Source organism: Streptomyces sp. NRRL F-5650, from assembly GCF_000721365.1.
GTDB lineage: Bacteria > Actinomycetota > Actinomycetes > Streptomycetales > Streptomycetaceae > Streptomyces > Streptomyces ardesiacus.
Map to the genome: position 1 here is coordinate 157,849 of NZ_JOGV01000001.1, position 23,779 is coordinate 181,627.

The following is a 23,779-nucleotide window of genomic DNA, read 5'->3' on the forward strand; positions in this document are numbered from 1 at the left end:
CCCGGACGAACCCTCCGCTACGCCACACTTGCGGCCGAACGCCGCGAAGTGGACGTGGCGGAGGAGGTTGACGATGGCCATTTCCATCTCTGTGGTGCTCTTGCTGTTCATCCTGGCGGTGCTCTTCCTGCGCAACGGCGGGCTGAAGATCTCGCACGCGCTGGTGTGCCTGCTGCTCGGCTTCTACCTGGCCAGCACGAGCATCGCCCCGACCATCAGCAGCGGGCTGAGCGCGACGGCGCAGATCGTGAGCAGCCTCAGGCCGTAGGCGGGCGAACGGCGCCCGTGGGCTATGCGTCCACGACGTGGGAGCGGATGAGGAAGCGCACCCCCTCGGGCGCCTCCAGTGAGAAGCCGCTGCCCCGGCCGGGGACGACGTCCACGGTCAGCCGGGTGTGGGCCCACACCTCGTACTGGCTGCGCGACATCCAGAACTCCACCGGCTCCCCGACCCCGTCCACCGTCAACTCGCCGAGCAGGACGTCCGAAGCGCCGGTGCGGAACTCTCCCGCCGGGTAGCACATGGGGGCGCTGCCGTCGCAGCAGCCACCGGACTGGTGGAACATCAGCGGGCCGTGCGCCTCGTGCAGCCGCCGCAGCAGCGCGGACGCCTCGGCGGTCAGTGCGACGCGCGGGATCTCCTCGTATGTGTCACCCATGCCGCCATGCCAGCAGAAGGAACGTTGCGAGTGCGTTGCGCGGCGCGGGCCCGCGTCCGGCATACCTCTTTTGACATACCTATCCGCGGATATCTATCGTCTTCGGGTGACCGACTCCAGCACCCCCCGCCGGGACCTCGACCACGTGGCCTCCGGCCTCGCGGCGTGCCTTCCCGTGCTGCACCGGGCGCTGGACCGGCAGGTCGCCGCACGTTACCCGCACCCCAAGCCCCCCGAGGGCCGGCTGGCCCTGCTGCGCTTCGTCGCCCAGCACGAGGGCACCACGGTGCGCGAGGCCGCCGAGGCCCTGCTCATGAAGCCCAACAACGTCAGCGCCCTGGTCTCCCAGCTCACCGAGCAGGGTGACCTGGAGCGACGGCGGGACAGCGCCGACAAGCGGGTCGCCCACCTCCACCTCACGGCCACGGCCCGTGAGCGGGTGTCCGAGGTGCGGGAACTGGAGACCGCGTTCATCCGCGACGCCCTGACCTCCCTCACCGAGGGCCAGCAGGGCGCGCTCGGCTCGGCCCTCGACGCCCTCGACGCGTTGACGCGGCACCTCCACCCCGGCGCCCACTGACCGGCGTGCCCGCCCTCAGGGGCGTGCCGTGCCCTTCCGGCGCACCCCTTCCCGCAGCACCCCGCCGTTTCCCCAGCACCTCCTGAATCCGGAGAGAAGGCTCCTCCATGCCGTCCACGTCCGTGGATCACCCCGTCATGCCCCCGGCCGAGTCCGCCCCCGCCCCGCGTGCGGCCGGCCGTCTGCGCTCCAACCCGTGGCTGACCCTTTTCGCCGTCGCGTTCGGCCTGTTCATGGTCCAGCTCGACGGCTCCGTCGTCGCCATCGCCAACCCGGAGATCGGCAGCGACCTGCACGCGTCCACCGCCCAGCTCCAGTGGGTGACCAACGCGTACCTGCTCGCCCTCGCCGCCACCCTCATCCTCGGCGGCAAGCTCGGCGACCGCTTCGGCCGCCGCACCTACTACCTGGTCGGCGTCACCGGCTTCACGTTCGCCTCCGTCGCCATCGGCCTGTCCGGCTCGATCGAGGGAGTGGTCGCCTTCCGCGCCCTCCAGGGCGCCTTCGGCGGACTGCTGATGCCCAACACACTCGTAATGCGTAGGTCTCGGGTTCGAATCCCGAAAGCGGCTCCACGGTGAACCCCAGGTCAGGCCTCTGACCTGGGGTTTCTTATTTCGGATGACCTTGGAATCTCGGCAAATCGGGCACCGTCCGCCTGTGCATCGTAATGCGTAGGTCGGAGGTTTGGTTTCTGTGACGAGATCGACGATCCAACGCTCTGACCTGGTCTTTTATCTGCCCGTAGGGGATGGAGCATGCTGGCGCAAAGGATCCCGGTGGACACCCGGTGGACAGCCGTGCGTGACACTCCATCAGGGGACTCTCGCTGGCCCTGGGGCGAGGGGGAAATCCACCGGTCGCCGATGGGACGACCGCGTCGTCGAGACTGTCCGGTCCTGACAGATCTCACGTCCGGCTCGGGTCTCGGCGAAGATTGGTCGTGAGAACGCTCCGTAGCTGATCTGAGGGCGCAGAAGGAGTGGCTGCGTCGGTGCATGCGGGAGCGTCGGCCCATTTCAGAGCGAGATCAGCACTACAGGTTCGGTGCTCTCGTCGTCCCTGGATCTCAGGGTGCGCGGCCTGTTATCGAGCCGGGCGACGAGCGGCAAACGGTATCAGTACGGCATAAGGTGCGCGTAGCATTAATGGTCATGGATCTCGTGGCACGCGTACGCCGGGCGTTGGGTGAACAGGCTATCCACCCAACGGAGTTTGAACGCTGTGCCTGTGCGCTCCTGCAATCGCAGTACCCCGGTCTGTCCGCGGTTGAGGGCGGGCATGACTTCGGCCGCGACGCCGATATCTATTTTCCGTGGGGCCCCGAGGACCTGGACGCTCGTGGGCGTCTGCTTGTCACCACCGGTGATCCGGTGGCGAACCTGCGCACGGGCCTTCGCAGAATGCGCGAAGAGGGTGTGCAGGCCACTTCGGGTCGAAGGCGGAGCTGATGGCCGCGGTCGCCCGCCGCGTGATCGAGCCCATCAACGCGGCCCAGTGCGCAGGGCTCGACAAATTGCTCGCCCGGACCCCCGACCCATCGGTCGGCGAACTGGTGGAGGCATTCGCGGGGCCGCTGTTCGACGAGATGTCGGCCGGCGGCGCGGGCGGCGCCCGGACGTCCCGGCTGATCGTGACGATCCTCAGCGACCCGGCCGAGGAGGCGCGCGCCTGGACCGGCCCGGGCGAGGACATGGTCCGCGAGCGCTACCTCGCGGCCTTCGCGCGCGTACTGCCCGGCCTTTCCCCGGAGGAGCTGCGGTTCCGGATGCGGGGGATCCTTGCCGTGACGGCCGTCGACCGCCTCGAGGTCCACCAGCAGCCCTCCCCGGGTTGCACGTCCCCGGTAGCGGGCGAGGCAGCCCGGCGATGGGCGATCACGTTCCTGATGGCAGCGATGAGTGCGCCACCGACCCGGACCTGACGATCCGAGGCTGACGCTGACGGCGCGGGGCGGGCGGCGTTCACCCTGTGGACGAGAGTCAACTGGCCCTGACCCGAATGCCGAAGAAGTACCGGCGCGGACGGCAGACCCTGATATGCACCGACTCCGCGGGCGGCACCCACGATTTCGTCGCCCTGGTTCGCCCGGCGGGGACGGTGGCTGTCCTACTCGGTCGGCGTGGTGATCATCGAGGCGATCCACCAGCACGTGCTGAAGTTTCCGGCATCGGCCTGGAGGGAGTAGTAGCGGCAACGCCGCATGCCGTGTGTGGGCGAACACGTTGATCGTGCCCTCGGCTCCGGAGCGGACCGCTTGGCGGGTCCTCCGCTCGGGCGTCGGTTGCTCGGCACGTACTCACCAGCCGGTGCCAGATACCTCAGGTGATCAGACCGGCGCTGGTCAGCCAGATGTGTTCGCATGTCTCCGACGCCTCCTGAAGGTTCTCGCGGGATTCCTGTGAGGCGTGGTAGAAGGTCCGCTCGATCATCCAGCACAGGGCGCTTGCCATCGCCGGGGCCTGGTCTGGCGCGGTGCCGGCCTGGATGCCGGCGCGTTCGAGGACGGCGGTGATGGCCGCGATGAACAGGTCGGCCGTGTGATTCCACAGCTCGCCGATCTCCGGCACGGTCAGCGACAGGTCGATCGCCGTGCGCATGACCAGGCCGTGCTCGTTCCACAGCTCGACCGTGCGCCCCATGGCTGCCGCGATGGCCCGGCGCGGCTCGTCGGCCTCCGCGGTGGCCCTCGACCGCTCCCACAGGTGCTCGACGGTTCGAGCGACGAGTGCCGTGACCACTTCTTGCTTGGAGCCGAAGTAGAAGTACAGCGCGCCGCGGGTGATGCCGGCGCCCTGGGCGATGTCGCCGACGGTCATGGCGTCGTATCCCTTGTCCGCCAGCAGGGCCTCGCAGGTGTCGAGGATGGCCCGCTCCCGGACGTCGCCCTTGCGTTCGGCGGCGCGACGGCTTCGTGCGGGGTGGTGGCCGGGCATCAGAGCTGCGCGCCGTCGGCGAAGTCGGTCGTACGAGAGAGGGCCTTCCACGCGCGGATGTCCTCGTTCACGGCCGTGCGCGCGGCGGTGACCAGTCGCAGCGCGTCCGAACCCAGGACGAGGTGGGCCGGCGGCTGCTCGACCGACGCGATGTGGACGACCGCTTCCCCGGCCTTGGCCGGATTGCCCAGCTGGTTGCCGCTGGCCTTCTGTCGGGCCTCACGGATGGGGGCGAACAGCTCGTCGTAATCGTCGACGGTCCGCGCGGCGCGTGTCATGGACCGTCCGGCCCAGTCGGTGCGGAAGGAGCCGGGCTCGATCGCCGTCACGTGGATGCCGAACTGCGCGACCTCCTTGCCCAGGGCCTCGAGGATGCCTTCCAGGGCGAACTTGCTGCCGCAGTAGGCGGACATGCCGGGCACGGCCATGAGTCCGCCCATGGAGGTGACGGCCATCAGGTGTCCGCGGCGGCGTGCGCGCATGTGGGGCAGCGCCGCCCGCAGGGTGGCCACCGCCCCGAACACGTTGACCTCGAACTGCCGCCGCACCTCGGCCAGTGGGGTTTCCTCGAAGGTTCCCTCCAGGCCGTAGCCGGCGTTGGCGACGACGACGTCCAGGGAACCGACGCTGCGCTCGACCTCCGCGACCACGCCGGAAACGGCATCATCGTCGGTCACGTCCAGGATGCGGCCATGAGCGTGCCCGGACCTGAGTTCCTCGAAGGCCTGCAGATCCTTCTCGGAGCGGACGGTGCCGACCACGGTGTGCCCGGCAGCCAGGGCGGCTTGCGCGAAAGCGCGCCCCAGGCCCGTGCTCACGCCGGTGATGAGCCAGTTCTGCTTCTGCACTGTTCCTCCAGCAAGTCTTGCGAGGAGAGCCGGGTCGCTCCCTTCAGCAATAAAGTCTACACGGTGTCGATTTTTCTCGTTACTGCGTCGATTGTGGCGAGCCTCGCAGGATGGGGTGGGTTTTCAAGGTCACTCACGTTCCGCGCATCGCCCGGATCGGCGCCGTCAAGGTCCAGCACTCAGGCTGTCGACCGGGTTGGCGACGGATAAGGTCCGATCTGCCGCACGGGGAGGATCCTTTGGCGGTGACTCGGCCTACGTGCGAGGTCCGCCGGTTGGGCAGCCTCCTCGCGGCTCACCGGGCGGGTGGCGCACAGGTCCTCGGTGTCGTGGTGGATGCCTGTCGGCAGGCAGGCGGTCTGTAGCGGGTCAGACCACCGGACGGCCATGGACCGTCCGGAACTGGGTTGCGGCGTCGTCGCTGCTGAGTGGGTTCTGCGAGGTGACGTGAAGTGGCTCTTTGGAGTGACGAGGACCTGTGCGCGAGGCCGTAGTGTCGGACGGATGAGAGTGAGGGACGGCAGGTGGCCCGGCTGGAGTGCCGATGCCGGGCTGGTCGTACTGACGTTTGTGCCGGCGCTGCTGTCGCAGCCGTACGTGGACACTTCCGGACCGGCCTGGGTATCGCTCATGGCGTACGAGGCGGTGGGCGTGGTGGTCCTGCTGTTGCGGCGCCGACTGCCGGCCACCGCCTTCGTCGTGGGTTTCGGGGCTCTTCTGGCGGCGCTGGTGGGGAGTGCGGGCGAGGGGGCCAAGCTGTCGCCGCTGGTCTTCCTGCCATTGGCGGTGCTGCTTTACAACCTGGGCCACCACGGCGTGCACTGGCGGCGGACCGTGTCGGCGGTTCTCGGCGTCAGCGTGCTGAGCGCGGCCGGTCTGTGGGTGAACCGGATGACGACCGACTCCGGCGACTTCCAGGGCGGACTGGACGTCCTCGCCGCTCTGGCGCCGATGCCGCTGGCCTGGGTGATGGGGTTCGCCGCGCGCACCCGGCAGGAACTGCTGGTCGCGGCCGAGCGACGGGCGGCCGACGCGCGCCGGGCGCGGGACCTGGAGGCGGCGCAGGCCACGCAGCGCGAGCGGACACGGATCGCGGGCGAGATGCACGACGTGGTCGCGCACTCGCTGACCCTGCTTGTCGTGCACGCGGAGACGCTGCGGGCCCGCGGCGGCGAGCTGCCCGACTGGGCCCGTGCCCAGGTCGACGGCCTTGCCGCGGCGGGCCGGCAGAGCAGCGGCGAGCTGCGTGACCTGCTGCGGATGTTGCGCGGCCCGGCGGACGCCGTCCCGCTCCAGCCCGTGCCGGACCTCGGTGAGCTGGAGGCGCTGCTGGACAGCCACCGTGCCGTTGGCGGAACGGGCGGGCTGACGATGGACGTCGCGCTGGAGTCCGTACCGGGACCGGTTCAGCTGGTGGTGTACCGCGTCGTGCAGGAGGCACTGGTCAACGCACGCCGGTACGCGCCCGGAGCGCCCGTCCAGGTGACCGTCCGCGGGAAGGACGGCGGTGAGCTGCGGTGTGAGGTCGTGAACGGCCGCGGGGTGCGGCGGGCCGCGGCCGGCGTGGGCATCGGGCTCGGCCTGGTCAGCATGGAGGAGCGGGTGGGCGCGCTGGGCGGCGAACTCGCCGCGGGCCCGACCGGTGACGGCGGCTTCCGCGTCGCAGCGACTATTCCGTGGGCGTACGCGGATGCCTGAGCAGATCAGCGTGCTCGTCGTGGACGACGAGCCGGTCATCCGTGCCGGACTGAGCGCGATCCTGGACAGTCAGGCGGACATCACCGTGGCGGGCACCGCGGACGACGGTGAGGAAGCCGTCGAGGCGTGCGCGCGGCTACGGCCTGATGTGCTGCTGATGGACATCCGGATGCCGCGCCGCGACGGACTGTGGGCGCTGGCCGAGCTGGGCCGCCGGGGGCTGCTCGGGCCGGGGCGCAGCCGGGCTCTCATGCTGACCACGTTCGACCTGGACGCCTACGTCGACGATGCGCTGGCGGCTGGGGCTTCCGGCTTCCTACTGAAGAACAGTTCGTACGAAGAACTGACCGGGGCCGTGCGTGCCGCGGCTGCCGGGCACAGCGCGCTGAGCCCGGCAGTGACCCAGCGGATCATCGAGGGCCATCTCAGCGGCCGGCGCCGGCCCAGCGACCAGGATCTGGCCCGGCTGCGGGACCTGACCGAGCGGGAGGTCGACGTGCTGCGTCTGATCCGGGACGGGCTGAGCAACGCCGAGATCGCCGACCGGCTTGTCGTCAGCCTGCACACGGTCAAGACGCACGTCAGCCGCGTGCTCACGAAGACCGGCTGCCAGAGCCGCGCGCAGGCGGCGGTGCTGGCCAGGAACACCCTGACCTGACCTTGGTCGGAGGGCGGGCCGGCGTGGCGCCGTACCCCGCGAAGTCATTCCTTGGAGTGAGCCCGCGCCGGTGGGAAGCCCGACTTCGAGCGATGTGCCGGCGGCGCGCCACTGACTGAATGGACGGTGTGCGCGGGACCCGTCGAACGGCCGCCCATCAGGCGGTCGCCCGGTCCCTCGACGCACACAGCACATCGTTACGCGCCGAAGGGAACTTCCCATGTCCGCACCAACACTGTCCCGCCAGCACCGAATCCGCCGCGGAGCGCTGATCATCGCCTTGACGACCTGCCTGGGCGCGGCGCTCGTGAGCTGCTCGGACGAGGCCGAACCGGCGGCCGGGCAGAGCGCGGCGAGCCCGGCGGCCGACACGCAGCTGGCCCGTCTCACGCAGCAGGCGGCCGACACCGGCTCCCTGGGCGTCATCGTCCGGGTCGACTCCGGCGACGGGAAGCCCGTCGAGATCGCCAAGCAGGCCGCTTGGACCAAGGACGACCACCGCCTCGCCGCCGGCGACCGGTTCCGAGTCGGATCCAACACCAAGACGGTCACCGCCACCCTCGTCCTGCAGCAGGTCGCCCAGCAGAAGATCAGCCTCGACGACACGGTCGAGAAGTGGCTGCCCGGCCTGGTCAAGGGCGGTGGGCACATCACCGTACGGATGCTGCTCAACCACACCAGCGGCCTGGGCGACTTCCTGCTGACCCCGCAATTCCTGCCCTCCCTCACCGGCCAGGAGAAGCGCACCTGGACGCCGCAGGAACTGCTCGCCATCACGCCCGAGCAGGACCCGCCGGCCGAGCCCGGCGAGACGTACTCCTACAGCAACGCCAATTACGAAGCGCTCGGGCTGATCCTGGAGAAGGCCACCGGGAGCAGTCTGGCCGAGCTGATCGAGCAGAAGATCACCAAGCCGCTGGGCATGAAGGACTCCTACCTCGCCACGAACGCAGACTGGGGCACCGGTAAAAACAGAGGCAAGCAGCACGTCACCGGCTACGAGCCGGACGCCGCGCGACTGAAGCAGATCCTGTCCGCAACCGTGGACCTGCCCGACGGCGTCGGGTTCGCCGGACCCGAACGTCCCGACGACAACGTCGACACCGCCGCCATCGACCCGAGCTGGTCGTGGGCGGCAGGCGGCATGGTCTCCACCGCGGCGGACTGGCAGACGTTCCTCACCGCGCTGAACTCCGGCGAGTTGCTGCCCGAAACCCAGCTGAAGCAGATGCGGACCACCGTGGACGCGCCTGAGGAAGGCGGCGGCTACGGACTGGGGCTGATGCGGGTGGACACGGCCTGCGGCACGGTCTGGGGTCACACCGGCGGTCTGCCCGGCTACTCCAGTGAGATCTACACCGACGCCACCGGCACCCGCAGCGTCGCGGTCCTCACAAGTACGAACTTCGGCATCAAGGAAAAGAAGGCCGCCGCCACGAACAAGGCCCTCGTCGACGCCGCGACCTGCCAGATGCTCGGCAAGCCCCAGCCCTCGGACAGCCCGACCGGTTGACGGCCGCGGACATTGGCCGCATCCGCCTTCGCCGGCGGCCGCCTCGCTGCTGACCTGTACGAGACGCGCGCCATTACGCGCGTTCTGCACAGGAGGCCGGACGAGCCGCGTCCCGCTCGACCTCCCGGGCATCGGCACCACAGACCGGCACCGGCGGAACAGCGGGGTTCGTTCCCATCGAGCGAACCTTGGTGGAAGCAGCCGCCAGGGACTTTGAGCCGGACGTCCTCACTCGGTGGTCACCGTTGCCTGCCACGCGCCCGGGCGCATGCCTGTCGCCTTGCGGAAGAAGACCGAGAAGTTGGATGCGTCGGGGAAGCCGAGTACGTCGGCGCAGCGGGCGGCGGTGAGGCGATCGTGTGCGAGGAGCCGTTTGGCCTCCAGGACGATCCGTTCGACGATGTACGCCTTCGCGGTGCGGCCGGTGGCCTGCTGCACCGCTCGTGAGAGGGTGCGGGGCGCGTATCCCAGCGCACGGGCGTAGTAGCTGGCGTCGTGGTGCTGCCGGTAGTGCGCTTCGACGCTGGAGCGGAACGACCGGAACACCGCAGGGGCGAGCCGTGCTTCGGCGTGCGGGGGGTGCAGCCGGGTGATGAGCGCGGAGAGCAGGATTTCGGGCAGCTCTGTCCGGGAGCCACTGGGTGGGGCGGATGCTTCGAGGAGGAGATGGCTGCGTGCCGTGTCGACGAAGGACCAGTCGGCGTCGGGGATGCTCCAGTGTGCGGCCGGGTCGGGGGAGGCGGCCAGTTCTCGGGTGGCGTGGGTGACCGGCGCGGTCGGCACGAACAGCACGAGGTGCCCTGTCACGTCGGCGATGTCATTCCACTGGTGCACGGCGCCGGGTGGAATCCACACCGCGGAGCGGTCTTCGAGCGGGTGGCGGTGGAAATCGACGGTGACCGAGCCGGGTCCGGCGTCGATGACGGCGAGGACATGGAAGTCGGCGCGCTGTGTGCCGCCGTCGTTCAGCGCGCGAAGGCGGCCGAAGGTCATCGTCTCGACCGAGGAGGCGCGGCGTCCCACGGGTTGGTAGGTCATTTGCCGGATCACGCTCACGTGTCCATTTTCCACCATCGGGTGACCAGTCAGGCCGATGCCCCGTCCGCGGTGCAGCAGTTCAATGGATACACAGATGAATCGCTCAGAACATCGATCGGGAGGAACTGTCATGGATACGGCGCAGCAGGCGCTACTGCCCACTTACGACTATCGGCCGGGGACCGGACCCACTCTGGTGTTCCTGCACTACTGGGGTGGTTCCGCCCGTACCTGGGACCTTGTCGTCGACCGGCTGGCGGGCCGTGACGTGCTTGCGGTCGACTTCCGCGGGTGGAGCCGGTCGAGCGCTCTGCCCGGTCCCTACACGCTCGGTCAGCTCGCCGATGACACGCTCGCCGTGCTCGCCGACGCGGGGGTCACCGACTACGTCCTGGTGGGGCATTCGATGGGCGGCAAGGTCGCACAGCTGGTCGCGGCCACCCGGCCCGCCGGCCTGCGCGGCATCGTTCTCGTCGGCTCCGGCCCGGCGAAGCCGGCCGCACAGGTCACTCCCGAGTACCAGGAGGCCCTGTCGCACGCCTACGACTCCGCCGAGTCCGTGGCCGGGGCACGGGATCACGTCCTCACCGCGACCGAGCTGCCCGAGCCGGTCAAGGCGCAGATCGTGGAGGACTCGCGGAGTGGTGCCGACGCCGCCCGCGCCGAGTGGCCGCTGCACGGCATCGCGCAGGACATCACCGAACACACGCGCATGGTCAGCGTGCCCGCTCTCGTCGTCGCCGGAGAACACGACCAGGTCGAGCCCGTCGGCGTGCTCCGCGACAACCTGGTGCCCTACCTCCCCCACCCCGACTTCGTGGTGGTCCCCCACACGGGTCACCTGATCCCGCTGGAAGCCCCGGCCGCCCTTGTCGACGCCATCACCGCGTTCGCGCCGGTGACCTGACCGTCCCCACGGTCGCCGGGCAGGCCGCGACGGTGGGCAGCCCGCTGTAACAGCGGAGCTCGCGCTGGGCACCCACCGGCGCCGGCCGGTCCCGGAGGCGGCTGCCCGTGCGGTCGCCCCCGGCGGGCAGCGGATCGACACCGCCCCCGGCCAGGCGCGGCCCCCTCATCGCCCTTGCCCTGACCGCCCGCGCCTGCGCGTCGCCACCACGAGGACTGGGTTCTTCACCGCGGCCGCCAGCGCCGACGCCGTGAACGACGGCGCCTTCACGGGTCTTGAACGGAACGGCATGCGCCGCTATGCATCCTGCCCTTGGCGAGGTAGCGGGTGGTGGTGTTCAACATGCAGGAGTTGTTGCCCAGGACGTAGACGACGTGCCCGCTGTCGTCGACGCTGATCAGCCAGCGCGCGTGTCGAGAGATTCGGCAGTGGGGTCCGGAAGCCGGGGCAGACACAGGGCACGCCACGGGACTGCCGTAGTGGCGCTATGAGAGCTCGCCAGTGCTTCGCGGTGTCAGTAGTACGCCCTTCCGGCGCGGGATCAGGGCCGGTAAATGGTGTAGCAGCGCATCGGGGGCCCGGCGTCATTGGTACCAGGGCTCCGATGCGTCGCCCGGGGCGGTGCCTACGAAGGTGTCGGGGGCCGCGCATCGTAGGGAAGGCACAGTTGGCGTGGTGCCTTCGGTCCAGTGTGCGCGGTCCTCCGTGAGAGCCGCGAGGTGGACGGGTATGAGCGGCCGATCGGCTTCGCCGGTGGACGGGCGGTGGATAGACGCCTTTGGACGGTGCGGCACGAGGTGGCACTGGCCAAGCTGCTGCAGATGCTCTGACCAGGAAAAATGTCACGAGACGGTACGGCAGGGCACCCCCCGGCACGATCGCTCCCGGTCTCGGACTGCTGCGCTCCGTCTTCCCGCCGAAGAAGTTCGCCATGGCCGTGGGCATCTGGGCCATGGTCTCCGCCGTGGCGACGGCCCTCGGGCCCATCGTCGGACGCCTGCTCGTGGAGCACGTCGACTGGGAGTCCGTCTTCTACATCAACGCCCCCATCGGGGTCGCCGCCGTGGCCTTCGGTGCCCTCGTGCTCCCGGAGAGCCGCAACGCCTCGGGCCGCGAGCGGTTCGACATACCCGGTCTCGTCCTGCTCGCCCTCGGCCTCCTGGCCGTCGTCTTCGGCGTCGTCAAGGGCGAGACCTGGGGCTGGACCTCCGCGGGCACGCTGGGCGCGACGGGGGCGGGCCTCGTTCTCCTGCTCGTGTTCGGCCGGTACGAGACCCGCGTGGCGCACCCGCTGCTGCCGATGCGCCTGTTCCGCAACCGTGCCCTGACCATCGGCGCGATCGTCACCGCGCTCAACTTCTTCGTCATGCTCGGCGTGATCTTCTTCGTCATGCTGTACCTGCAGAACGTGCGCGGCCTCACGCCGGTCGAGGCGGGGGTGCGCACGCTCCCGCTCAGCCTCGCCTCGCTGGTCGCCTCGCCGCTGGGCGCGGCCCTGACCCAGCGTTTCGGGCCCCGGCTGACCATGCCGCTGGGCATGCTGCTCCAGGCGGCCTCCTGCTTCGGCATGCTCACCTGGCAGACCGACTCCTCCTACGCCACGATGTGGCCGCCGTTCATCGCCCTCGGCCTCGGCGTCGGCATGGTGATGTCCGCCTCCTCCGACGCCATTGTGGGCAACGCCCCCGTCGAGGACGGCGGTGTCGCGGGCGGCCTCCAGGCGACGACCCTGCAGATCGGCGGCGCGCTCGGCACGTCGGTGCTGGTCTCCCTCATCAGCGCCAAGGTCGGCGCCACCCTCACCGGTGAGCTGACCGGCGCGGGCGTGCCCGCGGCCGTGGCCGACGGTCTCCGGGGGGCCAAGGACGCCGTGGCGATGGGCGTGGCCCCCGTCTCCGGCGACATGCCGGCCGGGCTGCGGGCAGCCGTGGTGCAGGGCAGCGGGCAGGCGTTCATGAACGGCGTCCACGTGGCCGTGGTCGTCACCGGCGTTCTGTGCGTGCTCGGCGCGGTCCTCGCCGCGGCCGGGCTCAGGCCTCCCCGGCCGCGGAGCGCGGAAGCACCGTGACCCGGTGGAAGTTGCACCCGGCGGGCACCGCGGTGCCCGGGGACCCCGGCCGGCCGTCGGCGGGGTCGGCCGGGGGCCGGGACTGGTGGGCCTTGAGAGCGATGCTCGTCAGGCTCAGCAGCAGATCCACGTCCGCGTCGCAGTCCAGGTGCACGGTCACCCAACGGGAGCCGGGCACCAGGCGGATGGCGGTGGACGCGCCGAGGTCGTACTGGAAGCGCTGGATGGCCCGGTGGGTGAGGTGGAGGTCCACGTCCCGGTCCGAGTGGAAGTGGACGATCTCGTCGCGGACCGAGCGCAGCGCCCGTCCGGTTCGGCAACTGGCCGGACCCGCGGTCAGGTCGGGCCAGGCGTGCAGCCGCTCGAAGGCGCGCTGGGCCAGAGTCATGGCTCCATGGTCGCCCGATCACTGCCTCGCAACCAGGGGTTGAGCGATTCGTAACCGGCACGTGAGGTCGGCGGGAGCCCGTGAGGGTCCCGCCGACCGTCTGCCGTGGCAGGTCCGGGGAACGTCAGGGAGCGACGCAGCCGATCGAGTCGACCGGGAAGTCATTGCCCGTCGACGTCGCGGTGAAGCCGAAGGTCACGCTCCCGTCCGGTGGCACGACGCGGTTGTGGTCCACGTTCCGGACCGTGACCGTGCCGTCCGCGCCGCTGCTCGCCGAACCGTTCCAGACCCCGCCGAGCGTCGTCCCGCTGCCCGGCTTCCACTGCACGGCCCAGCCGTTCAACGGCTCGGTGCCGTGGTTCATCACCTCGACCGAGCCCTGGAAACCGCCGCTCCAGGAGTTCTCCACGGAGTACACGGCCATGCACGAACCGGTGTGCGTGGGCGGGTCGGTCGGGTCGGTCGGGTCCGGGTCCGGGTTCGGGGTGCTGCCGGAACCGCGGATGCCGGTGACCTCTCCGTTGCCGCCGTCGAAGACGACGTCCGAGCAGGAGAAGAAGTTCTCCTGGCTGTCCGAACGCACCCACTGCATGAAGATCAGCGCGTCGCCCGTACGGCCCGAGGGCAGCGCGAGATCCCAGTAGTAGTGCCCGCCGTCGGTCCCGGGCGAGCCCTGCTGGGGCGGGTCGGTCACCGTCTGGATCAGTTCCAGGTCGTCCCAGCCCAGCTCGGACGTGGGCGACCAGCCCGGCTTGGTCAGGTACACCCGGAAGTCACCGGGGTGCGCCGCCCAGTTGCTGTACTGCACCGGGATCGTCGCCCCCGACGTCAGATGCGTGCGGGGCCAGTCCCCGCGGGGGGCGTTGTAGGCGGAGAAGTCGTACGGCGAACGGTCGCCGGCGCTGCACAGTGTGCCGTCCGGGACGTAACCGGCGCCGCGGCCGCCCGCGTTGGAGTCGAGCACGGCGAACCAGTTGTACAGCGCCGTCGCTCCGCTCTGGTCGAGCGCCGCCCGGCAGGCCGGGTTGGTCGGGTCGAGGGCGCCGGTGCCGGTCTTGGCGTCGAGCTGGCACAGGTAGGTGCGGGAGCCGGGCATCATCGCCACGCCGTGCGCCTCGGCCCGCCCCTGCCCGAACAGGAAGGACACGCCGAGCGCGCTGAGCAAGGTGGCCAGCACCGCCGCCAGGGACAGGAATCTGCTGCGTCGAGCCATAGGGGGGTCTCCCATCGGTTCCGAGCGGTGATCTCCGACGATCAGTAATGATCAAGTCATGACAAGCACGGGGTGGGAAGGTGATGGAACCCCCGCCCGTCCGGGGCGGGGCGCTTCTGCCGGACGGGCGGGGAGGTGTGGGGCGGGCGCGGCGGCCGGGCCGCCGCGCGGGCCGTGCCGTTCAGGCGGAGGCCGGCACGACGGTGGAGGAGAAGGAGTTCACGGCCAGTCCCGCGCCGTTCTGCCAGGGTTCGAAACCCGCCTGCACGCTCGTCAGGTACCAGTTGTCCTGGGCGAGTCCGCGCGCCACGGTCGCCCGTACGAAGTCCATGACGTCGAAACTCCAGCCGCTGATCGCCGACGGCGCCACGAACGACAGCACGTCGTTGGTGCCGTTGCCGCCGCTCCAGACCTCCCAGGTCCGGCCGCCGACGCTCGCCGTGCCCACGGGGGAGCCGATGGGCTGGATCGGGCCGACCCGGTTGAACCAGATCATGATCTCGGTCCGGTTGACCCCGTCGGTGCGGGGCGTGGGGTCCAGCCAGATGTCGTACGAGGCGTTGTAGACGGCGTCGTCGACGAAGCCGTACGAGATGCTGGAGGGCGCCTCGGCGACCGTGTCGAGCCGGACGGGAAGGCTGGTGCCGGGCGAACAGGTCGTGTAGTGGCAGCCGTTGAAGACCGACGGGTACGACTTCGGGGCGCCGCTGGTCGAGGCCGAGCCGTCGGCCCGGGTGACCCGGAAGCCGGTCTCGGTGGCGGTGACGCACTGGGTGGCGCTGGAGCCCCATCGGTTGTTCTGGACGACGTACCGTCCCTGGATCGTCGTCGTCCCGAAGGGTTCGCAGATCGTGGTGTCCGCCTGGGCCGGCGCGGCGGCGGTCGCGAGGGACGCGACGAGGGCGAAGGTCGTGAAGGCCGCGCTCAGGGCGCCCAGGAATCCGCGCGAGGGGCGGGGGCGGGGCCGTAACTGTCCCATGGGGCCTCTCCAGGGGTGCGGGGGTGGGGGGAAGAGGGCCGGTGCGGGAGCGCTCCCAACTCCCCACTGATGGGAGCGCTCCCACTCACCGGTTGATTGAGGACTGTAGGAGCGGTTCATGTTCCTGACAAGACTGTGCGCGCCCGCGGTGTCGAACATTTTTCGAAGTCGCAGGTGAGCGCTGGGAAGCGGCCCGCGGGGAGCGCTCCCGCCGGACGGCTCGGTCAGGCGGAGTCCCGGATCACCAGTTCCGTGCGGAGGATGACGTGCCGCCAGGCGACGGGAGAGTCCTCCATCTCCTCCTGCAGCAGCCGCACCATCGCGCGGCCGATCTCTCGCAGCGGCTGGCGGACCGTCGTCAGCGGCGGGTCCGTGGGGCGGGCCGGATGGAAGTCGTCGAAGCCGATCACCGCCACGTCCTGCGGCACCCGGCGGCCCGCGGCGCGCAGCGCGCCGAGCGCCCCGGCGGCCAGGGTGTCCGACGCGGCGAGAACCGCGTCCAGTTCCGGGTGCCGGGCGAGCAGGGCGGTCATCGCGCGGTGTCCGCTCTCCTCCGTGAAGTCGCTCCCCTCGACGACCAGCGACGCCCCGGCCGCCACGCCTGCCGACTCCAGTGCCTCCCGGTACCCGCGCAGACGGCACTGGGCGACGTACATGTCGAGCGGTCCGGTGACGGTACCGATCGTGCTCCGGCCGGCGTCCAGCAGGTGCGTGACCGCGCCGCGCGCCCCGCCCGCGTTGTCCGCGTCGACATACGTGACGCTCTCCTCGCCGGAACGCCGTCCCAGCATGACGGTGGGCAGTCCCGCCTCGGCGAGCATGTCCGGCAGCGGGTCCTCGGCGTGCACGGACATGAGCAGCACCCCGTCGACCCGGCCGCCGCGCGCGTACTCCACGAAGCGCCGCCGCTCGGTGTCCGTACGGACCAGGGTGAGCAGAAGCTGCACCGGGGTGTCGCAGAGGGCGTCGCCGACGGCGTGGACGACCTCGGTGAAGAACGGCTCCCCGAACAGCCGCCAGTCCGGCTCCGTCATCACCAGCGCGACGGCGTCGGCGCGGTGCCCCGCCAGGGAACGGGCCGCGAGGTTCGGGACGTACCCCAGTTCCGCGATGGCCCGCTGCACGGCGCGACGCGTCGAATCCCGTACGCCCGCCGCGTTGTTGACGACCCTCGAGACGGTGCCCCGGCCCACGCCGGCCAGGGCGGCCACCTCTTCCAGCGTCGGCGTGCCGGGACGCTGCCTGCCCATGTCCGCCCGCCTCCCCCCCCACGAGATCGTCCGATACTACGGTGATCCGTCCCGGCCCGCCGGGGCGCCCGCGGGGGCGGGGCCGCTTCGGGTGGGCGCCGCGGGTATGGGCTCGGCAAGGCTCGCGCCCCACGCGGCGGCGCACAGGGCGCGGTCGACCTCCTCCGTGTACAGGGCCGCGCCGAGCCACGCCCGGGCGAAGCGCCCGGTGTCGGCGGGGAGCAGCCGGCCGAAGGGGTCGCGTGCCCGCTCCGCGGCGGTGGCGTGCAACTCGGCCAGCAGCTCACCGGCGGTGCCGAGTCCGTACCGGCGCAGGCGTGCCGCCTCGGACTCCCGGCTTCCGGGGAAGGCGAGCACGCGGCGGCCCCCGGACACCGCCTGGTGGATCCGGCGCCGCAGCAGGTGCACGGGAGCCTCGTCGGCGGCGGACTCCGGATGGGTGAGCGGTGCCCTCCGGGCGCCGGGTGGCGTGCCCGGTGCCGGCACCGCGGGCAGGTCCGCACGCCGCAGCCGGTCGAGACCGAGGTCGACGTGGGCGCCGGGATCGGTCGGATGGCTCGCCGCCAGCAGCGACGCGCGGGGGAGCGGTGCGGGCGTGAGCCGGGCGACCACCCGCAGCCGGGTGCCCCGCGCGGACGCGAGGAGCGCGAGAAGACGGAGGTTCTCACGGTGGGGCAGGGCCGGGTCGTCGTGGGCCGCGGCGAGCCGGACGGTCAGGCCGTCGCAGTCGGCCAGGAGACACTCGCCCGCCGCCTCACGGACCGTGCCGACGACGGTGACGTCCAAGAACAGCAGGTCCTGGCCGTCCCGGTCGTCCCGCGGCTCCCGCACGACCGCGTCGTCGGCGCCGGGCAGGCCGACGTCGCTCGCCAGAGCCCGGCCCACCTGCTCGGCCACCGGAACCGCCCACAGGCGGTCGAGCGGCTCGGCGTGCCACGACACGCCGGACGCGCGCACCGCCCGGACGCCCGCGCCCGCTCCCAGACGTCCCGTCGGGGAGACCGTCGCCCCGGACACCGCGAGTCCCGCGCGGGACAGCTCACGGGGTGTCAGGGCGGTGTCGCCGACGCGTACGGCGCGGTCCGCCGAGCCCAAGGCCCGGTCGGCGCCGCCCGGTGCCACGTCCGGGACCGTGCAGAGCCGCCCGGAGGCGTCACAGGTCCAGGTGACGGTGCCCGCGTAACCGGTCGTCGTCAGGACCGGCTCGGCGAAGAGTCCGTACAGCCGCAGTGATCCGTCCGGCCTGTACGGCTGCCGCACCCGGCCGCGCAGCCCCGCGAGTTCGGGCCCCGTGGCCTCCGGGACACGGTGTGCGAGGAACAGGACGTCGCGCAGGGCCGCGGTGAGGTCGCTCAGGCGGTGGGCGGGGTCGGCGTCGCGGGCCGCGCGCACCGCCGTGACGACGGCGACGGCACGCCCGGCCGCGCGTGGCAGGCCGGCGAGCCGGGCGGTGTGCGCCGCCCGCAGCAACTCGGCCTGCGGCACGGCCCCGGCGCCGTCCACGCCGGCCTCCAGCACCGCGGCCGCCGCCTCCCGCAGGGCCACCGCGGCGGCGCGCTGGGCGGGGGTGGCCGTGGCGGGGGCGGGTCCGTCGGCCGGAACGGGAGCGGGGACAGGAGCGGGGACGGGAGGTGAGGCCGGGGGAGACGTCGGCGGCTCCGTCTCCGGCAGTTCCGCGGCGTCGGCGACCGGGGCCGCCGACGCCACGGCGGCCCGGTGCAGGCAGTCCGGCGCGAGCAGGCAGCCGCAGCGGATCGCCTCGGCACCGGTCACGACCCCGCCGGGAGCGTGCAGTTCGAGGTCGGTGTCGTCGTCCACCGCGACGCGCACGACGTCGCCCTCCCGGACCACGGGCCGCCCCGCGACCTTGGCGACCCCGGCGTCCAGCCGCTTGCGCAGCCTGGGCGAGAGCGCCGCGACGAGTTGGGCGGTCACCACGGGAGCGACCGGCGGAAGCTGTGGGCTCATGCGATCTTCTCCCCCACCCAGTGGGCCAGTTCGAGCGGACTCAGCGCCGCGACCGGCATGCCCGCGGCGACGAGCTGCCCGGCCACCCCGGTGGAGTAGCGGGGCCGCCCCGCGTCGTCGAGGCTCGCGCAGCCCAGCACATGGCAGCCGGACCCGACCAGGGCCCGGACCTCGGCGAGCAGCCCGCCGAGCGGACCGCCCTCCTCGAAGTCGCTGACGACGACCACGAGGGTGCGGGACGGCACGGTGACGAGCGCGCGGGCGTGCCGCAGCCCCGCGGCGATGTGGGTACCGCCGCCCACACTGACCTCGAGCAGCAGGGACAGCGGGTCGTGCACCTGGTCGGTGAGGTCCATGACCTCCGTGGAGAAGGCCAGGAAGTGCGTGGACAGCGTGGGCACGCCCGCCAGCACCGACGCGGTGAGGGCGGCCCACACCGTGGACGCCTCCATGGAGCCCGACACGTCCGTCACCAGGACCAGCCGCCAGTCGGCGGCTCTCCTGGCCCTGGTACGGAAGACGGGGTGCTCCGGGACCACCCCGACCGTGCCGTCCGGACGGCGGTGCGCGGAGGCCAGGTTGGCCCGCAGGGTCCGGGGCAGGTCGAGGCCACCGCCCGGGCGGCGGCTGGGACGCGGGACCACGGCGCCGTGCAGCGCGGGACGCAGGCGCGTGGCCAGCTCCCGGGTCAGAGCCTCCACCAGGCGCCGCACGAGCGGCCGGAGCGCGGCCAGCCGTGCCTCCGGCAGGCCCCCCGCGTGCCGGAGCACGGTGCGGAGCAGGTCTACGGAGGGCCGCACGCTGTCCGGGTCGAGTTCGGCCAGGACGTCGGACCGGCCCGAGGCGGCCGCGGCCGCCAGCACCTCCTCGCGGACGCCCGGCCCGAACAGCACCGCCAGCTCCTGCGACCACTCGCGCACACTCGGCCAGGAGGCCGCCCGCCCGCCGCCCGCACCGCCGCGGCCGGGCCCGGTCAGATCCCCCCGGCTGCCCTCGCCGCGGCCGCTGCCGTACAACTCGTCCAGCGCGGTGGCCGGCGCGGCCGCCGCGGGGGACAGCCGGTCGGCGCGGCGACCGAGCACGAGCCGCCAGCGTTCCTCGGGACCGAGGCGGCGCTCCGTGGTGGCGACGTGCGGGTCGGCGGGTGCGAGCCCACCGGCGCTGTCGGGTGCGTCGGCGCGGTCGGGTCCCTCGGCCGCGGCCTCGGCCGGGGGTGCGGCCGGGGGTGCGGCGGTGGGGAGCAGGCCGAGCCCGCCGAGCAGGGTCCGGGCCGTGAGGTCGGCGCGGGTCCACAGGGCGAGTGCCGCCGGATCCACCCCACCGGTGTCGCCCGCCCGGTCGACGTCCAGGCGCTCCTCGACGACCGAGAGGAGCCGGTCGCGGGCGGCCGGGCTGAGCGTGTCGAAGCCGCCGCGCAGGGCCGGCAGCCGGTCGAGGAACTCCCGGTCGGCCAGCTCCGGCACCCGGTCGAGCAGCGGTTCCAGCGCCGGGGCCGCCGACTCCAGCAGCGGACCCGCGGCCGTCAGCAGTCCCGTGAGCCGGGCGGTGAGCGCGGTACGGGACGCGCTGTCGCGTGCCGCGTCGACCCAGGACACGGCGCGTGCGCCGAGGACACCGGGGTCCTCGTGCCCGAGGAGCACCCGGACGGCTCCGGCGGCGCCGCGCATCAGCGGTGAGCCCTCCCGGGCCAACCGGGCCAGCGCGTCGGTCAGCCGGACGCCGCCGAGCACGTCCGCACGGTGGGACAGCTCCAGCAGGGCGTGCGCGTCCGCCGGGTCCTCCGACCCGCTGAGCCCGTCGGCCTGGCGCACCGCAGCCGCGGTGAGCAGCTCGGCCACGGCGGCGGCCCGCAGCGCCCGGTCCTCGTCGGCGCCCAGCCCCGGTACGTGCCCCGCCCGCAACCGGTCGAGCAGGCCCATTCCGCCGAGGAGTTCGGGCAGTGTGGCGGCACCGGGCAGCACCTCGGCGGTCTCCGCCAGCCGCGCGTCCGCCAGCTCCGGCAGCCCGCACTCGGCCGCCTGCCGGAGGCCGTCCAGGGTCTGTGCGGCGGTCGGGCCGCCCTCGTCCCGCTCCGCCCGCCACCGCTCGCGCAGGACGCCCTCGGCCGCCTGCGCGGGCGTGACGCCGTGAACGCCGACCGCGGACAGCACCGCCTCCGTGGCCGGGGTCCAGCGCACCTCCCACCGTGTCGTCAAGGTCTCGGCGCCGCCCGCACCGACGACGCCGCGCGCCTCGGCGTACGGCACGCCGCACACCGTCAGGCGGCGCAGCAAGAGATCGCGTGCGCGGTCGAGGCCGGAACGCAGAGGGTCGAGCCGCAGCTCCCGCGCGGTCCCGGCCGGCCCGGTGGTGCCCGGCGGGGGAGCCGCGCGTGCGGTGCCGTTCGTCGCCCTCGCGTCCGTGTCCGCCGGTGCCGGGCCGGGCAGCCCCAGGGCCGCCAGCTCCGCCTCGACGGCCGGGGCGAGGCCGCTGCGCGGCGTGCCCGGCGCCGGACGACCGCTGCGGGTTCCGACGAGGACCTGCTCCATCGCTCTGGCCACGGCCCGCCCCCTGCCGTACGGCTCGCCCTGGGCGAGTACGGTCTGCACCGCCTCGACCAGCTCGCCCCGGCCCGCCGCGGGCAGCCCGCGCAGCCGCGCCAGGTCCGAGGCCAGCCGCACGATCTCCCGCGCGTCCGGGGGCCCCGACGGATGCCCGAGGTCGCGCAGCGCGGCACACACCCGTACGGCGGCGTGGGTCAGCGCCTCCTCCAACGCGCCCGGATCGCCGGCCGCCCGCAGCACCAGATGCTGCCACTCGGGGTCCCGGATGCCCGCGGGGTATCCGGACCGCTCGTCAAGAAGGGCGTACGTGTACGGGATGAGGGACGTGACCCACCCGGACCCGTCGGCCGCCGCGGCCCCGGCGGCCCTTCGCCCGGGTGCGACGGGGCCGCCCCCGCCGACTCCGGCCGCAGCGGCCGGGGAGAGCAGCGCGGGCGCGTGGAACGCGCCCACCACCAGGGCGGCCCGTGCTCCGTCCGCGGTGGCGGCGGCCAGCCGGGAGCGCATCCACTCCTCACGCCGCAGATCCAGCCCGGGTACGCCTCCGGAAGCGACGGCCTCCTCGCGCAGGGCCCACCCGGTCAGGAGCGCGGCACGGCGCAACGCCTCCGGCGCCGAACCCGGAGCCGCGGCCTCGACGAGTCGGTCCCACAGGTCCTCGCCGGGACGACCGGTGAGCCGTGCCCGCAGCGCGGCGCCGAGCCCGGCGCGGTCCGCATCCACGCCGCCCGCACGGCCCGGCCCCGGCGCGGTGGGCGCCGTACCGGATCCGGGTGCCGCACCGGTCTCGGGTGCCGTGGAGGCCCCGGGCGCCGGGCGGTCCGCGGGTGCCGTGCCCGGCGCGGGCCCGGAGCGCGGGTCGCCGGGCCCTCCTGAGCGCGTCCCCTCCCGCCAGGACCGGTCGGCCAGTGGCAGGTCGCAGGCGACGACCGGGACGCCCTGCCGGAAGGCCCAGCGCACGGCGGCCAGCTCCGGGGAGAAGTCGGCGAACGGGTAGAAGGCGGGCCCCGCCCCCTCCTCCGCGCAGGCTGCGGCCAGCGCGACCGGCGCCCGGGTCTCCGGGTGGCCCAGCCAGGGGAGCCACTCCTGCATCTCGGCCGGCAGCTCGACCAGCAGTACGTCCGGAGCCGCCCCGTCCAGCAGCGCGGGCACGGCCGCGGCGAGCGACGGAGCGTGATGGCGTACGCCGATGAGGAACGGCGCCGACGGATCGGTCAGCGCCGCCACCGCCCCGTCCGCCGACAGCGGAGCAGCGAGGGGACGGGCGCCGGACGAGGAGGCGCCGGGGGAGGACGGGGTGGAGGAGGAGGGGGCGGAGGACACGGCCGTCAGCCCTCCAGGACCGTGCGCAGGTCCCACAGGGTGCGCCAGGTGGCCGAACCCTGCTCCGCGCGGCGCCGGACCGGACCGTCCCAGTACCCGCGCAGCCGGGCCGCGTCGGCGGGGTCGTCCTTGCGGACCACGCCGAGGAGATGCCCGGGCAGCAGCCCCAGCACGTCACGGTCGCCGGGGAAGTAGGCCGCGGCCAGCGCCAGCGCGCCCGCGACCGACACCGCTTCCGCGGTGCTCATGACGGTCGAGGGGCGTTCGACCTCCCAGCCCTCCGCCGACCGGCCCTCACGCAGGTCGCGGAACGCGACGACCAGGGCCTCCAGGACCGCCTCGTCGACCTGGAAGGGCGCCCCCGCCCGCTCGACCGAGGCCCGTGCCTGGCTGCGGACCAGGGCCGTCTCGGCGTCGAGGTCCGGGATGGGGCCGACCGTCTCGAAGTTGAAGCGGCGCTTGAGCGCGGCGGACATCTCGGAGACGCCCTTGTCCCGGAGGTTGGCGGTGGCGATCAGGTTGAAGCCGGGGGCGGCGTGGGCCAGGGCGTCCTCGGTGCCCGAAAGCTCGGGCACGGCGATGCGCCGCTCGGAGAGCAGGGAGACCAGGGCGTCCTGCACCTCCGGCAGGCAGCGGGTCACCTCTTCGACGCGGGCGATGCCGCCCCGGGTCATCGCGGTCAGGACCGGCGAGGGCACCAGTGCCCTCCGGCTGGGGCCCTGGGCGAGCAACAGGGCGTAGTTCCAGCCGTACTTGAGCTGGTCCTCGGTGGTGCCCGCCGTGCCCTGCACCACCAGCCCGCTGGTGCCGCACACGGCCGCCGACAGCAACTCGGAGAGCATGGACTTGGCGGTGCCGGGCTCGCCGACGAGCAGCAGACCGCGCTCCCCGGCGAGCGTGACGACGCACCGCTCCACCAGCGCCCGGTCGCCGACGAACTTGCCCTCCACCACCAGTCGGCGCGGCACCCCCTCGGGAGCGTCGGCGCCCTCGGGCAGGCTCAGCGCGCGGCCGTCGCTGCCCATGACGAAGGTGACCACGGCGCGGGGGGTGAGCCGCCAGGCAGGCGGGCGCGGACCGTCGTCGTGGGCGGCGAGGAAGGCCAGTTCGGTCGCGTACCGGTCTTCCGGCGGGACGATCTGGCGGGTGGTGCCGGGGGAGAGGGTGGTGGTCATCGACGGATCTTCCGGTCGGGTCGGGCAGCGGTCAC

18 protein-coding genes and 4 pseudogenes are annotated in these 23,779 nt (G+C 72.7%); 11 read left to right on the forward strand and 11 right to left on the reverse strand.

Going from position 1 to position 23,779, the window contains the following annotated elements:
• The first annotated feature begins 73 nt into the window (after nucleotides 1–73).
• A complete protein-coding gene (locus IG88_RS0100785; protein WP_031033685.1) occupies nucleotides 74–268 on the forward strand; it encodes a hypothetical protein in 195 nt (64 codons plus the stop codon).
• A 22-nt stretch (nucleotides 269–290) separates the two neighbouring features.
• Here the strand turns inward: IG88_RS0100785 and IG88_RS0100790 are convergent, their stop codons facing one another.
• Complete coding sequence (locus tag IG88_RS0100790; RefSeq protein WP_031033686.1) at nucleotides 291–659, reverse strand: DUF779 domain-containing protein; 369 nt, start codon at nucleotides 657–659, stop codon at nucleotides 291–293.
• Nucleotides 660–765: 106 nt separating this feature from the next.
• Here IG88_RS0100790 and IG88_RS0100795 point away from each other — a divergent pair, with 106 nt between their 5' ends.
• From IG88_RS0100795 to IG88_RS40755, 5 genes and pseudogenes are all read left to right on the forward strand, one after another.
• On the forward strand, nucleotides 766–1,239 hold the full coding sequence (locus tag IG88_RS0100795; RefSeq protein ID WP_031033687.1) for a MarR family winged helix-turn-helix transcriptional regulator: 474 nt from the start codon (nucleotides 766–768) through the stop codon (nucleotides 1,237–1,239).
• Nucleotides 1,240–1,346: 107 nt separating this feature from the next.
• Nucleotides 1,347–1,787, forward strand: a pseudogene (locus tag IG88_RS40750) (MFS transporter); the annotation flags it as partial.
• Between the two features lie 606 nt (nucleotides 1,788–2,393).
• Nucleotides 2,394–2,690: a hypothetical protein gene (locus IG88_RS43185; RefSeq protein ID WP_158678811.1), complete on the forward strand. Its 297-nt coding sequence runs from the start codon at nucleotides 2,394–2,396 to the stop codon at nucleotides 2,688–2,690.
• Entirely contained in the window at nucleotides 2,690–3,163 is a 474-nt protein-coding gene (locus tag IG88_RS40100; RefSeq protein WP_007828018.1) for a hypothetical protein, read from the forward strand. Before IG88_RS43185 ends, IG88_RS40100 begins: the two co-directional genes overlap by 1 nt.
• A 47-nt stretch (nucleotides 3,164–3,210) precedes the next feature.
• A pseudogene (locus tag IG88_RS40755) lies at nucleotides 3,211–3,418 on the forward strand (IS1380 family transposase); the annotation flags it as partial.
• Between the two features lie 142 nt (nucleotides 3,419–3,560).
• On the opposite strand, the gene IG88_RS0100815 reads toward IG88_RS40755, so the two are convergent.
• Complete coding sequence (locus IG88_RS0100815; protein WP_007828023.1) at nucleotides 3,561–4,175, reverse strand: TetR/AcrR family transcriptional regulator; 615 nt, start codon at nucleotides 4,173–4,175, stop codon at nucleotides 3,561–3,563.
• Entirely contained in the window at nucleotides 4,175–5,023 is an 849-nt protein-coding gene (locus IG88_RS0100820) for an oxidoreductase (protein ID WP_007828025.1), read from the reverse strand. The genes IG88_RS0100815 and IG88_RS0100820 overlap by 1 nt, the downstream gene beginning before the upstream one ends.
• A gap of 504 nt (nucleotides 5,024–5,527) precedes the next feature.
• On the opposite strand from IG88_RS0100820, the gene IG88_RS0100825 reads away from it, so the two are divergent.
• From IG88_RS0100825 to IG88_RS0100835, 3 genes are all read left to right on the forward strand, one after another.
• On the forward strand, nucleotides 5,528–6,721 hold the full coding sequence (locus IG88_RS0100825) for a sensor histidine kinase (protein ID WP_031033689.1): 1,194 nt from the start codon (nucleotides 5,528–5,530) through the stop codon (nucleotides 6,719–6,721).
• Nucleotides 6,714–7,379: a response regulator gene (locus IG88_RS0100830; protein ID WP_031033690.1), complete on the forward strand. Its 666-nt coding sequence runs from the start codon at nucleotides 6,714–6,716 to the stop codon at nucleotides 7,377–7,379. Before IG88_RS0100825 ends, IG88_RS0100830 begins: the two co-directional genes overlap by 8 nt.
• Nucleotides 7,380–7,599: 220 nt before the next feature.
• Nucleotides 7,600–8,892, forward strand: a complete 1,293-nt coding sequence (locus IG88_RS0100835; protein ID WP_199807404.1) for a serine hydrolase domain-containing protein — start codon at nucleotides 7,600–7,602, stop codon at nucleotides 8,890–8,892.
• A gap of 228 nt (nucleotides 8,893–9,120) precedes the next feature.
• Here the strand turns inward: IG88_RS0100835 and IG88_RS0100840 are convergent, their stop codons facing one another.
• Complete coding sequence (locus tag IG88_RS0100840) at nucleotides 9,121–9,966, reverse strand: helix-turn-helix domain-containing protein (RefSeq protein WP_234019317.1); 846 nt, start codon at nucleotides 9,964–9,966, stop codon at nucleotides 9,121–9,123.
• Nucleotides 9,967–10,060: 94 nt separating this feature from the next.
• On the opposite strand from IG88_RS0100840, the gene IG88_RS0100845 reads away from it, so the two are divergent.
• Nucleotides 10,061–10,837 (forward strand): alpha/beta fold hydrolase, encoded by a 777-nt coding sequence (locus IG88_RS0100845; RefSeq protein ID WP_031033694.1) that lies wholly within the window; start codon nucleotides 10,061–10,063, stop codon nucleotides 10,835–10,837.
• 883 nt (nucleotides 10,838–11,720) lie between these two features.
• Nucleotides 11,721–12,905, forward strand: a pseudogene (locus IG88_RS0100850) (MFS transporter); the annotation flags it as partial.
• On the opposite strand, the gene IG88_RS0100855 reads toward IG88_RS0100850, so the two are convergent.
• The 7 genes and pseudogenes from IG88_RS0100855 to IG88_RS0100885 all read right to left on the reverse strand — a co-directional run bounded on the left by IG88_RS0100855 (nucleotide 12,868) and on the right by IG88_RS0100885 (nucleotide 23,744).
• Complete coding sequence (locus IG88_RS0100855) at nucleotides 12,868–13,293, reverse strand: luciferase family protein (protein ID WP_031033697.1); 426 nt, start codon at nucleotides 13,291–13,293, stop codon at nucleotides 12,868–12,870. The pseudogene IG88_RS0100850 and the gene IG88_RS0100855 sit on opposite strands and share 38 nt — an antisense overlap.
• A gap of 124 nt (nucleotides 13,294–13,417) precedes the next feature.
• Nucleotides 13,418–14,506: a lytic polysaccharide monooxygenase auxiliary activity family 9 protein gene (locus IG88_RS0100860; RefSeq protein ID WP_031033698.1), complete on the reverse strand. Its 1,089-nt coding sequence runs from the start codon at nucleotides 14,504–14,506 to the stop codon at nucleotides 13,418–13,420.
• Between the two features lie 199 nt (nucleotides 14,507–14,705).
• A pseudogene (locus tag IG88_RS0100865) lies at nucleotides 14,706–15,485 on the reverse strand (GH12 family glycosyl hydrolase domain-containing protein); the annotation flags it as partial.
• A gap of 224 nt (nucleotides 15,486–15,709) precedes the next feature.
• Nucleotides 15,710–16,735 (reverse strand): LacI family DNA-binding transcriptional regulator, encoded by a 1,026-nt coding sequence (locus IG88_RS0100870; RefSeq protein WP_031033703.1) that lies wholly within the window; start codon nucleotides 16,733–16,735, stop codon nucleotides 15,710–15,712.
• 36 nt (nucleotides 16,736–16,771) lie between these two features.
• On the reverse strand, nucleotides 16,772–18,703 hold the full coding sequence (locus IG88_RS0100875) for an SWIM zinc finger family protein (RefSeq protein WP_031033705.1): 1,932 nt from the start codon (nucleotides 18,701–18,703) through the stop codon (nucleotides 16,772–16,774).
• Nucleotides 18,700–22,491, reverse strand: coding sequence for a vWA domain-containing protein (locus IG88_RS0100880; protein WP_031033707.1), 3,792 nt, complete (start codon nucleotides 22,489–22,491; stop codon nucleotides 18,700–18,702). Before IG88_RS0100880 ends, IG88_RS0100875 begins: the two co-directional genes overlap by 4 nt.
• 83 nt (nucleotides 22,492–22,574) lie before the next feature.
• On the reverse strand, nucleotides 22,575–23,744 hold the full coding sequence (locus tag IG88_RS0100885) for an ATP-binding protein (protein ID WP_031033709.1): 1,170 nt from the start codon (nucleotides 23,742–23,744) through the stop codon (nucleotides 22,575–22,577).
• Nucleotides 23,745–23,779: the final 35 nt, after the last annotated feature.

Excerpts from the sequence above, each read along its gene's own strand:
- IG88_RS0100875 (WP_031033705.1), bottom strand. The coding sequence starts at position 18,703 with ATGAGCCCACAGCTTCCGCCGGTCGCTCCCGTGGTGACCGCCCAACTC.
- IG88_RS0100845 (WP_031033694.1), top strand. The coding sequence starts at position 10,061 with ATGGATACGGCGCAGCAGGCGCTACTGCCCACTTACGACTATCGGCCG.
- IG88_RS0100815 (WP_007828023.1), bottom strand. The coding sequence starts at position 4,175 with ATGCCCGGCCACCACCCCGCACGAAGCCGTCGCGCCGCCGAACGCAAG.
- IG88_RS40100 (WP_007828018.1), top strand. The coding sequence starts at position 2,690 with ATGGCCGCGGTCGCCCGCCGCGTGATCGAGCCCATCAACGCGGCCCAG.
- IG88_RS0100785 (WP_031033685.1), top strand. The coding sequence starts at position 74 with ATGGCCATTTCCATCTCTGTGGTGCTCTTGCTGTTCATCCTGGCGGTG.
- IG88_RS43185 (WP_158678811.1), top strand. The coding sequence starts at position 2,394 with ATGGATCTCGTGGCACGCGTACGCCGGGCGTTGGGTGAACAGGCTATC.
- IG88_RS0100860 (WP_031033698.1), bottom strand. The coding sequence starts at position 14,506 with ATGGCTCGACGCAGCAGATTCCTGTCCCTGGCGGCGGTGCTGGCCACC.
- IG88_RS0100830 (WP_031033690.1), top strand. The coding sequence starts at position 6,714 with ATGCCTGAGCAGATCAGCGTGCTCGTCGTGGACGACGAGCCGGTCATC.
- IG88_RS0100840 (WP_234019317.1), bottom strand. The coding sequence starts at position 9,966 with ATGGTGGAAAATGGACACGTGAGCGTGATCCGGCAAATGACCTACCAA.
- IG88_RS0100855 (WP_031033697.1), bottom strand. The coding sequence starts at position 13,293 with ATGACTCTGGCCCAGCGCGCCTTCGAGCGGCTGCACGCCTGGCCCGAC.
- IG88_RS0100825 (WP_031033689.1), top strand. The coding sequence starts at position 5,528 with ATGAGAGTGAGGGACGGCAGGTGGCCCGGCTGGAGTGCCGATGCCGGG.
- IG88_RS0100885 (WP_031033709.1), bottom strand. The coding sequence starts at position 23,744 with ATGACCACCACCCTCTCCCCCGGCACCACCCGCCAGATCGTCCCGCCG.
- IG88_RS0100870 (WP_031033703.1), bottom strand. The coding sequence starts at position 16,735 with ATGGGCAGGCAGCGTCCCGGCACGCCGACGCTGGAAGAGGTGGCCGCC.
- IG88_RS0100790 (WP_031033686.1), bottom strand. The coding sequence starts at position 659 with ATGGGTGACACATACGAGGAGATCCCGCGCGTCGCACTGACCGCCGAG.
- IG88_RS0100835 (WP_199807404.1), top strand. The coding sequence starts at position 7,600 with ATGTCCGCACCAACACTGTCCCGCCAGCACCGAATCCGCCGCGGAGCG.